Here is a 15819-nt window from a genome sequence, read left to right as displayed (position 1 = left end):
AATTTCCATCAAATAATTAATAGAAATCAGCTTTTTTACATTGCCTAAGAACTTAATGTCCCAGCCTATTCGTTTGAATTATTTAATTTTTTACTTTGAAAGGAATGTTTAAAAAACTACTTCATCTGTCCGATTTAATATTGAATAAAAAAACACGCATCCTACGACACGTGTAAAAATGATTATTCTTTTGAGTCCATTCGACTCCAACCTTTTTTAGTTAAAGTGATTTTACCTGTTTCTATATTAATAATCTTCTGTTTATATAAGTGACCGATTGCACGTTTGAATGAACCTTTACTCATATTGAATACTTCTTTAATCGCTTCAGGGCTTGATTTGTCCCAGAATGGTAATTCACCATCATATTCAACTAGTAAATCAAAGATGACTTGGCCGTCATCGTCTAAACGTTCATGTGCAAGTGGTAAAAATGAACCATTTAACTCACCTTTATCATTATGCCCGATAATTCTAACTTGAACAGATTCACCTAATCTTGGTTCAGCTTTACGTTCTGATTCATGTACGAAAATTTTGTAACCTGATTCGCTTAATAAAAAGCTACCAATTCGTAATACGCGGTAAGGTTTGGCTTCAATGACTTCGTTTTTTAAATTATCGTCGTGTACAGGTGTAAACATATTTTCTACAACAGATTCACTCGCTAATCTTCCATACATATGATTCTCACGGTCAATTCGTAATGTGACTAGCAAATGATCACCAGGTTGTGGCCATAGTGATTTCACTTTTGGTAAATCTTCCCATGGTACTAACACTTCACGGGGTAATCCAACATCTATACGTGCCCCATCGCGATCCGTTTTAAGTACTTTAGCAAAGTCATATTTATCTTTCGTAATATCAGGCATATTTTGAGTTGCAAATAATTCACCTGAACGGTTTGGATAAATGAAGAAACTATATTCTTCACCTACTTCTAATTCATCATCATCGTTCATTTCTGATTGGTTTAACTTTACGTTTTCACCGTTTGGTCCTTTTAAAAGGTAAGTTGAGCCTTGTAACCCTACTACTTCAAGGAATTCTATAGAACCTACTATATCTTTGTCTAATGCCATGTTATTCTCCTTCGATTCTTGTATTCTTTATTATTATAACATGTGTGAGTCATTCTATCATTACAACTTATATGAGGTCGAAACTGTGACGATAATATGATATAATTCTTCCGTTAGAATATCGAATGAAAAAAAGGAGAAAATGCATGTTACAAGTAACTGATGTGAGTTTACGTTTTGGAGATCGTAAACTATTTGAAGATGTAAATATTAAATTTACAGAAGGTAATTGTTATGGATTAATTGGTGCGAATGGTGCAGGTAAATCAACATTCTTAAAAATATTATCTGGTGAATTAGATTCTCAAACAGGACATGTTTCATTAGGTAAAAATGAACGTCTAGCTGTTTTAAAACAGGACCACTATGCTTATGAAGATGAACGCGTGCTTGATGTTGTAATTAAAGGTCACGAACGTCTTTATGAGGTTATGAAAGAAAAAGATGAAATCTATATGAAGCCAGATTTCAGTGATGAAGATGGTATCCGTGCTGCTGAACTTGAAGGTGAATTTGCAGAAATGAATGGTTGGAATGCTGAAGCTGATGCTGCTAACCTTTTATCTGGTTTAGGTATCGATCCAACTTTACACGATAAAAAAATGGCTGAATTAGAAAACAACCAAAAAATTAAAGTATTATTAGCGCAAAGTTTATTCGGTGAACCAGACGTACTATTACTGGATGAGCCTACTAACGGTCTCGATATTCCAGCAATCAGTTGGTTAGAAGATTTCTTAATTAACTTTGATAATACTGTTATCGTAGTATCGCATGACCGTCATTTCTTAAATAACGTATGTACACATATCGCTGATTTAGACTTTGGTAAAATTAAAGTTTATGTTGGTAACTATGATTTTTGGTATCAATCTAGTCAGTTAGCTCAAAAGATGGCTCAAGAACAAAACAAGAAAAAAGAAGAAAAAATGAAAGAGTTACAGGACTTTATTGCTCGTTTCTCAGCTAACGCTTCTAAATCTAAACAAGCAACAAGTCGTAAAAAACAACTTGAGAAAATTGAATTAGATGATATTCAACCATCATCAAGAAGATATCCTTTCGTTAAATTCACGCCTGAGCGTGAGATTGGTAATGACTTATTAATCGTTCAAAATCTTTCTAAAACGATTGACGGTGAAAAAGTATTAGATAACATTTCATTCACAATGAATCCAAATGATAAAGCAATTTTAATTGGAGATAGTGAAATCGCGAAAACAACATTACTTAAAATATTAGCTGGTGAAATGGAACCAGACGAAGGTTCTTATAAATGGGGTGTAACAACATCATTAAGTTACTTCCCTAAAGATAACTCAGAATTCTTTGAGGGCGTTAATATGAACCTTGTAGATTGGTTAAGACAATATGCACCGGAAGATGAACAAACAGAAACATTTTTACGTGGTTTCTTAGGTCGTATGTTATTTAGTGGTGAAGAAGTTAAGAAAAAAGCTAGTGTGCTTTCAGGTGGAGAAAAAGTACGTTGTATGCTAAGTAAAATGATGTTATCAAGTGCGAATGTACTTTTACTTGACGAACCTACTAACCACTTAGACTTAGAAAGTATTACTGCTGTCAATGATGGTCTTAAATCATTTAAAGGTTCTATCATCTTTACTTCTTATGACTTCGAATTTATCAACACGATTGCAAACCGTGTTATCGATTTAAATAAACAAGGCGGCGTTTCAAAAGAAATTCCATATGAAGAATACTTGCAAGAAATCGGCGTTTTAAAATAAACATAATATGTAGAATTTCTTTTCGAAAATCTCTGTGTTGAGGCCCGACCAACTTGCACATTATTGTAAGTTGGCTTACTGTCACCTTCTATATTGGGACTTATTCCGCAACTTGTATTGTTTGTAGAAATTAGGAATCCAATTTCTCTATGTGTGGCACCGACAAGGATTGAAAAAAGCTAGCTACAAAGTCATTTTCATTCAGTCAACTACTGTCAATATAACATTGCAGGGCCTAGGGCATTGATTCATGTCCGAGACTATATTCAATTTAATAGACATTAACTGGGCGTCTCGATGCTAATATTTATAGCATCAAGGTGTCCTTTTTATTTTATTTTTTAGCACATCAGCACAGTGAACACCCCTTCTCTAAATTACAAATACAGTTATCACCGCATTAAAAGAGTACATTTATTTAATGTGCATATTGAGTATGGAGTATGCTATAAGTATTTTGAATTTTATTTTTCAAAAAGTCTCATTATCACCACCTTTTAAAATATAAGCAACGCTATAACTTGAATTTTCAGGTTATTCCAAAAAATCTAAATTATCGGTTTACATTCATATTTGTCATATGTATAATGAACACATACCAATTTAATAATATTTTGATGAGGCGCATCAATCATGAGTAAAGTTTAGATTACTGTCTGCTAACAGCTAAATTTGAAAGGGTGCGATGCCGAAGCGATTATAATAGCAGTTATAATTTGTTGGACTTTTTGGTTAAGAGCTGAGAGTTTGTCATTATTTAAAAATAATGGAGTGCATCACTTGTATATAGATTAAGAGCAAGTTCGCATTCCGAACTTGTTCTTTTTTTATTATTGTGTGCCCTTCCTAACAATTAGGAGGATTATATGGTAACAAGAAGTGTGTTGAAATATGGCGGATCATCCGTCAGTGATTTTACAAAAATAAAAAGGATCGCTGAAATGTTAAAGGAGCGGGTCAATCAAGATGAACAATTAATTGTCGTTGTAAGTGCTATGGGTAACACAACAGATCAATTAATGACGAATGTATCGACCTTGACTAAAGCACCAAAACAACAAGAACTGGCATTATTATTGACAACCGGAGAGCAACAAACTGTATCTTATTTATCAATGGTATTAAATGATATCGGTGTGAATGCCAAAGCAATGACTGGCTATCAAGCGGGTATTAAAACCATTGGCCATCATTTAAAAAGTAAAATTGCTCAAATTAATCCTCAAACATTTGAACAAGCCTTTCAAGAAAACGATATTTTAGTAGTTGCTGGATTTCAAGGCATCAATGAACATCAGGAATTAACAACTTTAGGCAGAGGCGGTTCTGATACGACCGCTGTGGCACTTGCTGTTAGTAATCAAATACCTTGTGAAATTTATACCGACGTTGATGGTGTGTATGCCACTGACCCAAGACTTTTACCAAAAGCTAAACGACTAGACATCGTCTCATATGAAGAAATGATGGAAATGAGCGCTTTAGGTGCTGGTGTACTTGAAACAAGAAGTGTTGAATTAGCTAAAAACTATAATATCCCTTTATATTTAGGAAAAACTTTATCGAACGTGAAAGGAACATGGATTATGTCAAATGAAGAAATATTAGAGAAAAAAGCAGTTGCTGGTGTGGCTTTGGATAAACATATGATGCATGTAACAATTAGTTATCCCCTAACTGACAATCAGCTACTTACCCAACTATTTACGGAACTTGAAGAAGGTGCTGTAAATGTTGATATGATTTCACAAATCGTCAACTTGGATGGACTACAACTATCCTTCACGATTAAAGATAGTGATTTTCATCAAATTTCTATGATTCTTGAAACATTAAAGAATCAATATGAAGCATTAGCTTATAAAATCAATGAGCATTATGTCAAAATTTCATTAATTGGCTCAGGCATGCGTGATATGTCAGGTGTGGCATCAAAAGCATTTTTGACATTAATTGAAAATAATATACCTTTCTACCAAACAACAACTTCTGAAATAAGTATTTCATACGTCATTGATGATTTTAATGGGCAACAAGCGGTGGAAAAACTATATGACGCATTTAACATTTAATGGTAAAATGATTGTTAAAATATTCTAAAAATTGGAAATTATTATAAAATGGAGTGACAAGTTATGACAAAATTAGCAGTTGTGGGTTCAACAGGATTAGTAGGTACAAAAATGTTGGAGACATTAAATCGTAAAGATATTCCTTTCGATGAATTAGTATTATTTTCATCAGCACGTTCTGCAGGGAAAGAAGTTGAATTTCAAGGAAAAACATATACAGTTCAAGAATTAACTGATGCTCGTGCAAGTGAACATTTCGATTATGTATTAATGAGTGCTGGTGGCGGTACAAGCGAACACTTTGCCCCACTCTTTGAAAAAGCTGGTGCAATCGTTATAGACAATTCAAGTCAATGGCGTATGGCAGAAGATATTGATTTAATCGTTCCGGAAGTCAATGAACCTACTTTTACAAGAGGTATCATTGCCAATCCAAACTGCTCTACGATTCAGTCTGTTGTGCCATTAAAAGTATTGCAAGATGCTTATGGTTTAAAACGAGTGGCATATACAACATATCAAGCTGTATCAGGTTCAGGGATGAAAGGTAAGAAAGATTTAGCTGAAGGTGTAAATGGTAAAGCACCAGAAGCATATCCACATCCAATTTATAATAATGTGTTACCGCATATTGATGTGTTTTTAGAAAACGGATATACAAAAGAAGAACAAAAAATGATTGATGAGACGAGAAAAATTTTAAATGCGCCAGACTTAAAAGTAACAGCAACATGTGCACGTGTGCCTGTTCAAGATAGTCATAGTGTTGAAATTGATGTAACGCTTGAAAAAGAAGCGACTGCAGAAGATATTAAAGCATTATTTGATCAAGATGACCGCGTTGTTTTAGTAGACAATCCAGAGAACAATGAATATCCAATGGCAATCAATTCTACTAATAAAGATGAAGTGTTTGTTGGCCGTATACGTAGAGATGATTCATTAGAAAATACTTTCCATGTATGGTGTACATCAGACAATTTATTAAAAGGTGCTGCATTAAATGCTGTACAAGTATTGGAACAAGTTATGCGTTTAAAAGGAGCGAATTAAAATGACACATTTATTTGAGGGTGTTGGCGTTGCACTTACAACCCCTTTTACAAATAACAAAATTAATATTGAAGCTTTGAAAACACACGTTAATTTTTTACTAGAAAATAATGCCCAAGCAATCATCGTTAATGGAACTACTGCTGAGAGCCCTACTTTAACAACAGATGAAAAAGAACGCATTCTAAAAACAGTTATTGATCTTGTAGATAAACGTGTTCCTGTCATAGCAGGAACTGGCACTAATGATACTGAAAAGTCAATCCAAGCTTCAATCCAAGCTAAAGCCTTAGGGGCTGATGCAATTATGTTAATTACGCCCTACTACAACAAAACGAATCAACGTGGTTTAGTCAAACACTTTGAAGCGATTGCAGATGCTGTGAAATTACCAGTCGTGCTGTACAATGTTCCTTCAAGAACGAACATGACAATTGAACCAGAAACTGTAGAAATATTAAGTCAACATCCTTATATAGTTGCTTTAAAAGATGCTACGAATGATTTTGAGTATTTAGAAGAAGTGAAAAAGCGAATTGATACAAATTCATTTGCATTATATAGTGGCAATGATGACAACGTCGTTGAATACTATCAACGTGGCGGTCAAGGGGTTATCTCTGTTATTGCCAATGTCATTCCTAAAGAATTTCAAGCGTTATACGATGCTCAACAAAGTGGATTAGATATTCAAGATCAATTTAAACCAATCGGCACACTGTTATCAGCCCTATCAGTTGATATTAACCCAATTCCTATTAAAGCTTTAACAAGTTATTTAGGATTTGGAAATTATGAATTACGTTTACCATTGGTTAGCCTAGAAGATACAGATACTAAAGTGCTTCGTGAAGCATATGACACATTTAAAGCGGGTGAAAATGAGTGAAAATATTACTAATTGGCTATGGTGCAATGAATCAACGCGTTGCTAGATTAGCAGAAGAAAAAGGACATGAAATCGTTGGGGTCATTGAAAATACACCGAAAGCAACAACGCCATATCAACAATATCAACATATTGCAGATGTTAAAGATGCCGATGTTGCAATAGATTTTTCAAATCCAAATCTGCTTTTCCCTTTATTAGATGAAGAGTTTCATTTGCCATTAGTTGTGGCAACAACTGGCGAGAAAGAAAAACTACTTAATAAGTTAGATGAATTGAGTCAAAATATACCTGTATTTTTCAGCGCGAACATGAGTTATGGCGTTCATGCACTGACTAAAATTTTAGCAGCTGCTGTTCCCCTACTTGATGAATTCGACATCGAATTAACTGAGGCACATCATAATAAAAAAGTAGATGCACCAAGTGGTACGTTAGAAAAATTGTATGATGTGATCGTATCTTTGAAAGAAAATGTAACACCTGTGTATGATAGACATGAATTAAATGAAAAACGCCAGCCACAAGATATTGGTATACATTCTATTCGTGGAGGTACGATTGTCGGTGAACATGAAGTTCTATTTGCTGGCACTGATGAAACGATTCAAATCACGCATCGTGCACAATCAAAAGATATTTTTGCGAATGGTGCAATACAAGCAGCAGAACGCTTAGTTAATAAACCAAACGGCTTTTATACGTTTGACAACTTATAAACATATTAAAGGAGATTGATTATTTTATGGTACAACATTTAACAGCTGAAGAAATTATTCAATATATAAGTGATGCTAAAAAGTCTACACCAATAAAAGTATATTTAAATGGTAATTTTGAAGGCATCACATATCCAGAAAGTTTTAAAGTATTTGGTTCAGAACAATCTAAAGTAATCTTTTGTGAAGCGGATGATTGGAAACCTTTTTACGAAGCATATGGTAGTCAATTCGAAGATATAGAAATTGAAATGGATCGTCGCAATTCTGCCATTCCATTAAAAGACTTAACAAATACGAATGCACGAATTGAACCAGGTGCGTTTATTAGAGAACAAGCCATTATTGAAGATGGTGCTGTCGTTATGATGGGCGCAACAATTAATATTGGCGCAGTCGTTGGCGAAGGTACAATGATTGATATGAATGCTACTCTCGGTGGTCGTGCTACAACTGGTAAAAATGTACATGTAGGGGCTGGCGCAGTATTAGCAGGTGTGATTGAACCCCCTAGTGCATCACCGGTTATAATCGAGGATGATGTATTAATCGGTGCAAATGCAGTTATTTTAGAAGGTGTACGTGTTGGTAAAGGTGCTATTGTTGCAGCTGGCGCGATTGTGACACAAGATGTACCAGCTGGTGCAGTTGTTGCTGGTACACCTGCAAAAGTGATTAAGCAAGCTTCTGAAGTACAAGATACTAAAAAAGAGATTGTAGCAGCATTAAGAAAACTGAATGACTAGTGACGTCAACGTATAATAATTTCAAGGTTGAGATACGATTATGTCTCAACCTTATTGTTTATCATTGAATAAACTTATGATCACAAATTTCGAAATACGTTACACTATTTATATAGTAATTTAACACAAAGGATTGATAATTATGAATGAATTAGAATTTGTTACGAAACATCGCCGTCATTTACATCAACATCCTGAATTAAGCTTACATGAATTTGAAACAACTGCTTATATTAAAGCGTTTTTAGATAGTTTAAATATTAAATACGATTGCCCATTGGAAACTGGCGTCATTGCATACTTAGAAGGTAATGGCTCACATACGATAGCGTATAGAGCTGATATTGATGCCTTACCTATTTTAGAGGAAAATGATGTGCCTTATCGCAGTCAATCTGATCATGTGATGCATGCTTGTGGACATGATGGTCATACAACTGCATTAATGCTTTTTGTACAACGTTGCAAAGACATGCAAGACGCAGGTCAATTACCGCAAAATGTCGTTTTCATTTTCCAACCTGCAGAAGAAACTGGTGGCGGTGCAAATCGATTAATAAAAGCCGGTGCCTTTGATAAGTATCCAATTGAAGCGGTATTTGGTATTCATGTTAACCCATTTGCTGATGAAGGCATTGCAGTGATAAGAGATGAAGAAATTACGGCCAGCGCAACAGAGTATCGCTTTTTCTTAACAGGCCTGTCAAGTCATGTTGCTGATAAAGAACAAGGTCATTCTTGTGGTGAAGCATTACAACATGTATTAACTCAAATATCACAAATTCAACAATTTCACCTTAACGGTTTGAAACGAAATATTGTTCATATTGGTCATTTTAAAGCTGGTGAAGCGATTAACACTGTACCAAGTAATGGTTATTTAGAAGGTACAATTCGTACATATGATATTGATGATTTAACAATCGTTAAAAATCAAATGCACAAGATAGCAGAAAGTGTCAAGCTTCTGTTTAATGTAGATTGTGAAGTTAAATTTGCAGAAGGTTATCCCCCTACAATCAATAGTCCGAAATTACGTACTCAAATAGAGGACGCCTTAATAAAAGCTGATTTAAATGTCTATGACAAACCAACGCCATTCTTATTTGGGGAAGATTTTAGTTTTTATGGTCAACAACTAGCTCCAGCTTACTTTGTTTTTATAGGAACACGAAATGAAGATAAAGGTTTTGTAACTGGTTTGCACACATCACATTTAAATTTTGATGAAAAAGTGTTAATAAACGTGGTTAATTTTTACGAAAATTTATTAAATAATTACAAAGAGGTGTAATACATTGACAGCAACATGGTCTGTAAATAAGAAAATATTTTTACAAAATGCAATCACAGTCAAAAACAATCAGCCATTAATGGCAGTTGTTAAAAATAATGCATATCACTATGACCTAGAATTTGCTGTAACTCAGTTTATCCATGCAGGTATAGATACATTTAGCACAACATCACTACGAGAAGCAATTCAAATTAGACAACTTGTTCCAGATGCAACAATCTTTTTAATGAATGCAGTTTACGAGTTTGATTTAGTCCGTGAACATCAAATACACATGACTTTGCCGTCGTTGACATATTACTATAACCATAAAAATGATTTAGCAGGTATTCATGTTCACTTAGAATTTGAAAATTTATTACATCGGTCTGGATTTAAAGATTTAAACGAAATTAAAGAAGTATTGAAAGATCACCATCATAATCAAAATGCAAAAATGATTATTAGTGGTTTATGGACCCATTTTGGATATGCTGATGAATTCGATGTGTCAGATTATAATGTTGAACGTTCACAATGGATGGAAATTGTTGAAGCACTTTTATCTGAAGGTTATCAGTTCGACCTAATCCATGCTCAAAATAGTGCGAGTTTTTATCGGGAAGGACAAATATTACTACCCCACCATACACATGCACGTGTAGGTATTGCGTTATACGGTTCAAGACCATATAGTTCACTGAATCAACATGATATAGTTCAGTCATTAACTGTAAAAGCACATGTTATTCAAGTGCGCGAAGTACAAGCTGGTGATTATTGCGGTTATAGCTTTGCCTTTGAAGTGACTAAAAACAATACAAAATTAGCTGTAGTTGATATCGGTTATGGCGATGGAATTTTAAGAACACGTGCTAAACATGAAGCACTTATCAATGGTAAACGCTACCCGATACGTGCATTAATGATGAGCCATATGTTTGTTGAAGTAGATGGCAATGTACATGCACAAGATGAAGTTATTCTTTATAATAATGATATCCGCATCGATGAATATACCTTTAAAGGTGTTGGTGCAAATTCTGAACAATTAAGTGCTATGAATCATGATTCTTTAAAAAAGGAGTACATTTCAAATGACTGTTAAATATAATCAAAATGGCGAATTAACAATGGATGGTATTAGTTTAAAAACGATTGCGCAAAGCTTTGGTACACCTACCATTGTTTATGATGAACTACAAATTAGAGAACAGATGCGCCGTTACCATCGCGCATTTAAAGATAGTGGATTAAAATACAATATTTCATACGCCTCAAAGGCATTTACTTGCATTCAAATGGTCAAACTTGTAGCTGAGGAAGATTTACAGTTAGATGTTGTTTCTGAAGGTGAATTATATACAGCTTTAGAAGCAGGTTTTGAACCGAGTCGCATCCATTTCCATGGTAACAATAAAACGAAACATGAAATTAGGTATGCTTTAGAAAATAATATCGGTTATTTTGTTATAGATTCATTAGAAGAAATTGAATTAATAGACCGCTATGCTAATGATACGGTGCAAGTTGTATTACGAGTTAATCCAGGTGTTGAAGCACATACACACGAATTTATTCAAACTGGGCAAGAAGATAGTAAGTTTGGATTATCAATTCAATATGGCTTAGCTAAAAAAGCAATTGACAAAGTCCAACAATCTAAACACTTAAAATTAAAAGGTGTACATTGTCATATTGGTTCACAGATTGAAGGTACAGAAGCATTTATTGAAACTGCTAAAATTGTTTTACGTTGGCTTAAAGAGCAAGGCATTCAAGTTGAATTATTAAACCTTGGTGGTGGCTTTGGTATTAAATATGTTGAAGGTGACGAAAGTTTCCCTATCGAAAGTGGTATTAAAGATATTACAGACGCAATAAAATCCGAAATTAAAGTTCTAGGTATAGATGCACCAGAAATAGGTATTGAACCGGGACGATCAATTGTAGGTGAAGCTGGCGTTACTTTATATGAAGTTGGAACCATTAAAGAAATTCCAGAGATTAATAAATATGTTTCAATCGATGGCGGTATGAGTGATCATATCAGAACTGCACTTTATGACGCAAAGTATCAAGCATTGCTTGTTAATAGAAATGAAGAAGCAGATGACAGTGTAACTATAGCTGGAAAATTATGTGAGTCTGGTGATATCATTATTAAAGACGCTAAATTACCTTCATCAGTCAAACGTGGAGACTATCTTGCTATATTATCAACTGGTGCATATCATTACTCTATGGCATCCAATTACAATCAAATGCAAAAGCCTTCTGTGTTTTTCTTAAAAGATGGCAAAGCACGTGAAGTTATAAAGCGACAATCGTTAAGACAACTCATTATTAATGATACAAAATAAAAATAAACAAAGTAATCCCCGAAGCACAGAAAATTATACTGTGACTCGGGGAATTTTTATGCATTATAGATGACTGTAGAAAACATGCTTGGACATATACTCTAAAAAAGGAAGAACAGCACATTTTTAGTTAGAAAGTATTTATTTCTTTTTGTCATTAATCCTTTATATTTAGTTAGCCCTATTCAACTAATTTAAAGCATCATATACATACCACACTTTAAACAAGCATCATGAAATTAGATTTTATGCTTTACTTGCTTTTTCAAATAATATAAAACGATAAGAATTAACAACAAATATAATGTATAAAACAGAATTTCATCAAATCCAAAATCTTTACTTGTAATTAATACATCAATATCTTCTAATTCCATCATCTCTGCTTTAATATAATTATTAAACTTTGGCAAAGTCATTAAATGTACATTGTAAATATAGTAATAAAAGTCGATAAATATGATGTTAAAAAATATGTATGTTTTATCAATATTAGTTTTGAAAAATAATATCCCAGAAATCATTATCGGAATCACTAATACAATCATCATTGCTGCTAAAATATTAATATTTAATCCAATTGCAGATAATACACCGAAAACTAATAAATTAGCAACTAAACTAAGGATAAGATATTTCATAAAATCACCTCGTCGTTGTACACCATAATTATATTATATAAATATAATTTTCTATTGCAAACAATGTTGGTGATATAAAAAAAGAGTTCTCAATTTGGCTGAGAAACTCATCGCGTTAAGTATTTGTAATAAGCATATAAAAACACCTTACTTCTTGGTAAGGTGTTAGTTAAAATCAATGATTCAAATCTAAGAATTATAGTTTAACAACGTTTGCAGCTTGTGGACCGCGGTCGCCTTCAACTACTTCAAACTCAACAGCTTGACCTTCTTCTAATGATTTGTAACCATCTTGGTTAATTGCTGAAAAATGTACGAATACGTCATTTTCTCCTTCAACTTCGATAAAGCCGAATCCTTTTTCAGCGTTAAACCATTTAACTGTACCTTGTTTCATAATCTGAAACCTCCAAGACTAAAATTCATTCAATATGCTTATTCGCATATTACAAAAAATACATGCAAATTTCACTCAAATATTCTTTGCAATATGGAATAATCATCTGCTTAACTTGTATTATAGTGCAGTTATTACCAAATTGCAATACAATAATAAAAAATATTCATTTAATCAATTATTGGTAGTTTATAATATACTTCATTATTTTGTAAAACAATGAAACTATAAAATATTTGTAAATCCTCTTCACAATCTTCGCAATAGTTCATGTCACAATTATTATAAAATGCATAAATATTATATTTGCCTGTGACATAATTATCGAACTGAACTTTACATTGATTAATCAATTGTTGATAGTGCTTAAACATGTCATCAAAATCTTGATATTGATATTTTTCAACAATGTTTTCTGGCCAGTCACTGAATAACCACCATCCCTCATAATCGGCTCTAATTTTGGTAACTGTCCACATTATTAAAGACCCCTTCCATACTTCAAAAACTCTATACTTATTTTTATACCTTTATCCTCTGAAAATCAAGTTTGACGACTTGAAACAAACAAAGTAGTAACTATAGTAATTATTAGTTTTTTTAAGTAAAACTACGTATAATAACATTATGAGGTGGTAAAAATGAGACATATACATTTACAAGTATTCGGACGCGTTCAAGGCGTCGGATTTAGATATTTTACACAACGCATTGCAATGAACTATAACATTGTCGGTACTGTTCAAAATGTAGATGACTATGTAGAGATATATGCACAAGGGGATGACGCAGATATAGAGAGATTTATTCAAGGTGTAATTGAAGGTGCCTCACCAGCATCAAATGTAACAAGCCATCAACTTGAAGAGTTAGAACTAAATCAAAAATTATCGGATTTTCGATCAATATAAAATGCTAAATAAAGGAAGATGACAGTGAGATATAATATTTCTCATATATTTGGGGTGTTAGTGGGAATTCCTGTAGCGTTTTTAACAAGCATATTTGGGATGATTGCACTTGATGTATCTTTTTTAATTGATATGTCTATTGGTATTGTTGGCTTTTTAATGACATACCTACCGATACAAAAACTCACTTCACGCAAATATTTAAACGAAATTGGTTTGACTAGAAAAGACTATCGCTATATTCGAAATCAGTTAAATCATACACACCAAAAACTTAGAGGTATTTTAAAAACGTATGTCAATATAAGATCAATTAAAGATTTTAGGCAGATTAATGATATATACCAAATTTCACGTTCTATTTATACGACAGTTAGACAGAGACCTGCATCATTTTATAAAGTTGAAGACTTTTTTTATTCTCATATTGATAATGCTTTAAATTTGGTTGATGCATATACACGTCTAGCAAAAATGCCCAAAAAATCAATTAATGAACAGCAAAAGTTAGAACAAACACGAATTACTTTGGATGAGGTCAAACGAACATTAATCGCTGATTTAAAGCGTCTCAACGAAGATGATTATGAACGTTTAGATATTGAAATGGAATTAAATAAGTTACATCAAAAACATCATCAAGATTGATGTAAAATAGCAACTATTGGAGAGATGATTGATGACTGAAAATAAAAGTTTCAAAGAAAGCCATCCACTAGATGATTTTATAAGCGATAAAGAATTATCGAATACTACTATTCAAAAAGAAAAGTTAACAATTGAACAACAAAAACAGGTAGACACAATCAGTAAACAAATTAACCCTTTAGACAATGAAGGTTTATTAGCGTTTGGTTCTGATTTACAGAAACAAATGTCTCAATTTTCACATCAAATGTTGGATGAAGTACAAAGTAAAGATGTTGGTCCTATTGGAGATACTTTGTCAGATCTAATATCAAAACTAAAGTCAGTTAATCCAAATGAGTTAAATACTGATAAACCATCTATGTTAAAAAGAATTTTTAGCAGAGCAAAGTCGTCTATCAATGAAATCTTTTCAAGAATGCAATCAGTTAGTGCTCAAGTCGATCGCATAACGATTCAACTGCAGAAACATCAAACACATTTAACAAGAGATATTGAATTATTAGATACGCTATATGATAAAAACAAACAATACTTTGATGACTTATCATTGCATATCATTGCTGCACAGCAAAAAAAGTTGCAATTAGAAAATGAAAAGCTACCACAATTGCAACAGCAAGCGCAGCAATCCACTAATCAAATGGATATTCAACATGTTGCAGATATGCAGCAATTTATAGATAGACTAGATAAACGCATATATGACTTACAGCTTTCAAGACAAATAGCTTTGCAAACTGCGCCACAAATTCGTATGATTCAAAATGTTAATCAAGCACTTGCCGAGAAGATACAAAGTTCAATTTTGACAAGTATTCCACTATGGAAAAATCAAATGGCCATTGCGCTTACATTAATGAGACAGCGTAATGCAGTTGCTGCACAACGAGCTGTCACTGATACAACTAATGATTTATTAACAGCAAATGCTGAAATGTTGAAACAAAATGCGATTGAAACTGCAACAGAAAATGAGCGTGGCATTGTTGACCTTGATACATTGAAACGTACACAGCGTAACATTATTGAGACAATTGAAGAAACATTAATTATTCAACAACACGGTCGCGAAGAACGACAATTAGCTGAAAAAGAATTACAACAATTAGAACAAGATTTAAAGTCACATTTAGTGAACATCAAAGGAACGAATAAACAATCATAAATTACGAATTAGATATAACAAAAAAGAGCTTGGGACATTAAGTTCCTTAAAGTTCTTAGGCAATGTAAAAAAGCTGATTTCTATTATTTATTTGATAGAAATC

16 protein-coding genes and 1 riboswitch are annotated in these 15819 nt (G+C 33.2%); of the genes, 12 read left to right on the top strand and 4 right to left on the bottom strand.

From position 1 onward, the window contains the following. Nucleotides 1-182: 182 nt before the first annotated feature. Nucleotides 183-1085 carry an RNA-binding virulence regulatory protein CvfB gene (cvfB, locus tag IDG66_RS09595; protein ID WP_001162354.1) on the bottom strand — a complete coding sequence of 301 codons (903 nt, stop codon included), beginning with the start codon at nucleotides 1083-1085 and terminating at the stop codon, nucleotides 183-185. 146 nt (nucleotides 1086-1231) lie between these two features. Between cvfB and IDG66_RS09590 the strand changes: the two genes are divergently transcribed. The 9 genes from IDG66_RS09590 to lysA all read left to right on the top strand — a co-directional run bounded on the left by IDG66_RS09590 (nucleotide 1232) and on the right by lysA (nucleotide 11951). Further along, complete coding sequence (locus tag IDG66_RS09590; protein ID WP_000942300.1) at nucleotides 1232-2833, top strand: ABC-F family ATP-binding cassette domain-containing protein; 1602 nt, start codon at nucleotides 1232-1234, stop codon at nucleotides 2831-2833. A 609-nt stretch (nucleotides 2834-3442) separates the two neighbouring features. After that, nucleotides 3443-3618, top strand: a riboswitch (Lysine riboswitch). 81 nt (nucleotides 3619-3699) lie between these two features. Further along, complete coding sequence (locus tag IDG66_RS09585) at nucleotides 3700-4905, top strand: aspartate kinase (RefSeq protein ID WP_103143677.1); 1206 nt, start codon at nucleotides 3700-3702, stop codon at nucleotides 4903-4905. A 63-nt stretch (nucleotides 4906-4968) separates the two neighbouring features. Beyond that, on the top strand, nucleotides 4969-5958 hold the full coding sequence (locus IDG66_RS09580; RefSeq protein ID WP_000163540.1) for an aspartate-semialdehyde dehydrogenase: 990 nt from the start codon (nucleotides 4969-4971) through the stop codon (nucleotides 5956-5958). A 1-nt stretch (nucleotide 5959) separates the two neighbouring features. Beyond that, nucleotides 5960-6847 (top strand): 4-hydroxy-tetrahydrodipicolinate synthase, encoded by an 888-nt coding sequence (dapA, locus tag IDG66_RS09575; protein WP_000149256.1) that lies wholly within the window; start codon nucleotides 5960-5962, stop codon nucleotides 6845-6847. Next, nucleotides 6844-7566, top strand: coding sequence for a 4-hydroxy-tetrahydrodipicolinate reductase (gene dapB, locus IDG66_RS09570; RefSeq protein ID WP_000698229.1), 723 nt, complete (start codon nucleotides 6844-6846; stop codon nucleotides 7564-7566). Before dapA ends, dapB begins: the two co-directional genes overlap by 4 nt. A gap of 26 nt (nucleotides 7567-7592) precedes the next feature. Next, nucleotides 7593-8312 carry a 2,3,4,5-tetrahydropyridine-2,6-dicarboxylate N-acetyltransferase gene (gene dapD, locus IDG66_RS09565; protein ID WP_000249839.1) on the top strand — a complete coding sequence of 240 codons (720 nt, stop codon included), beginning with the start codon at nucleotides 7593-7595 and terminating at the stop codon, nucleotides 8310-8312. A 142-nt stretch (nucleotides 8313-8454) separates the two neighbouring features. After that, nucleotides 8455-9606, top strand: coding sequence for an amidohydrolase (locus IDG66_RS09560; protein ID WP_001003793.1), 1152 nt, complete (start codon nucleotides 8455-8457; stop codon nucleotides 9604-9606). 4 nt (nucleotides 9607-9610) lie between these two features. Next, nucleotides 9611-10696: an alanine racemase gene (locus tag IDG66_RS09555; protein WP_000127607.1), complete on the top strand. Its 1086-nt coding sequence runs from the start codon at nucleotides 9611-9613 to the stop codon at nucleotides 10694-10696. Then, the gene (gene lysA / locus IDG66_RS09550) at nucleotides 10686-11951 is read left to right on the top strand and encodes a diaminopimelate decarboxylase (protein WP_000216946.1); all 1266 of its coding nucleotides are present in this window, start codon (nucleotides 10686-10688) and stop codon (nucleotides 11949-11951) included. Before IDG66_RS09555 ends, lysA begins: the two co-directional genes overlap by 11 nt. A gap of 239 nt (nucleotides 11952-12190) precedes the next feature. Here lysA and msaC read toward each other — a convergent pair whose 3' ends face one another. From msaC to msaA, 3 genes are all read right to left on the bottom strand, one after another. Then, the gene (gene msaC / locus IDG66_RS09545; protein WP_000876201.1) at nucleotides 12191-12592 is read right to left on the bottom strand and encodes a sarA expression modulator MsaC; all 402 of its coding nucleotides are present in this window, start codon (nucleotides 12590-12592) and stop codon (nucleotides 12191-12193) included. A gap of 196 nt (nucleotides 12593-12788) precedes the next feature. Further along, complete coding sequence (cspA, locus tag IDG66_RS09540) at nucleotides 12789-12989, bottom strand: cold shock protein CspA (protein ID WP_000809131.1); 201 nt, start codon at nucleotides 12987-12989, stop codon at nucleotides 12789-12791. 170 nt (nucleotides 12990-13159) lie between these two features. Beyond that, nucleotides 13160-13468, bottom strand: a complete 309-nt coding sequence (msaA, locus tag IDG66_RS09535; RefSeq protein ID WP_000269923.1) for a regulatory protein MsaA — start codon at nucleotides 13466-13468, stop codon at nucleotides 13160-13162. A gap of 162 nt (nucleotides 13469-13630) precedes the next feature. Between msaA and IDG66_RS09530 the strand changes: the two genes are divergently transcribed. From IDG66_RS09530 to IDG66_RS09520, 3 genes are read left to right on the top strand one after another with little or no spacing between them, the layout of a single operon-like run. Beyond that, the gene (locus IDG66_RS09530) at nucleotides 13631-13900 is read left to right on the top strand and encodes an acylphosphatase (protein WP_001215907.1); all 270 of its coding nucleotides are present in this window, start codon (nucleotides 13631-13633) and stop codon (nucleotides 13898-13900) included. 18 nt (nucleotides 13901-13918) lie between these two features. Beyond that, on the top strand, nucleotides 13919-14548 hold the full coding sequence (locus IDG66_RS09525) for a 5-bromo-4-chloroindolyl phosphate hydrolysis family protein (RefSeq protein WP_103143678.1): 630 nt from the start codon (nucleotides 13919-13921) through the stop codon (nucleotides 14546-14548). 31 nt (nucleotides 14549-14579) lie between these two features. Next, the gene (locus tag IDG66_RS09520; protein WP_000138403.1) at nucleotides 14580-15716 is read left to right on the top strand and encodes a toxic anion resistance protein; all 1137 of its coding nucleotides are present in this window, start codon (nucleotides 14580-14582) and stop codon (nucleotides 15714-15716) included. Nucleotides 15717-15819: the final 103 nt, after the last annotated feature.

This window comes from Staphylococcus sp. EG-SA-18 (assembly GCF_017151825.1).
GTDB classification, from domain to species: Bacteria; Bacillota; Bacilli; order Staphylococcales; family Staphylococcaceae; genus Staphylococcus; species Staphylococcus aureus.
The sequence above is the reverse complement of the archived record's forward strand: the minus strand, read 5'-3'. Positions and strand labels throughout refer to the sequence as shown.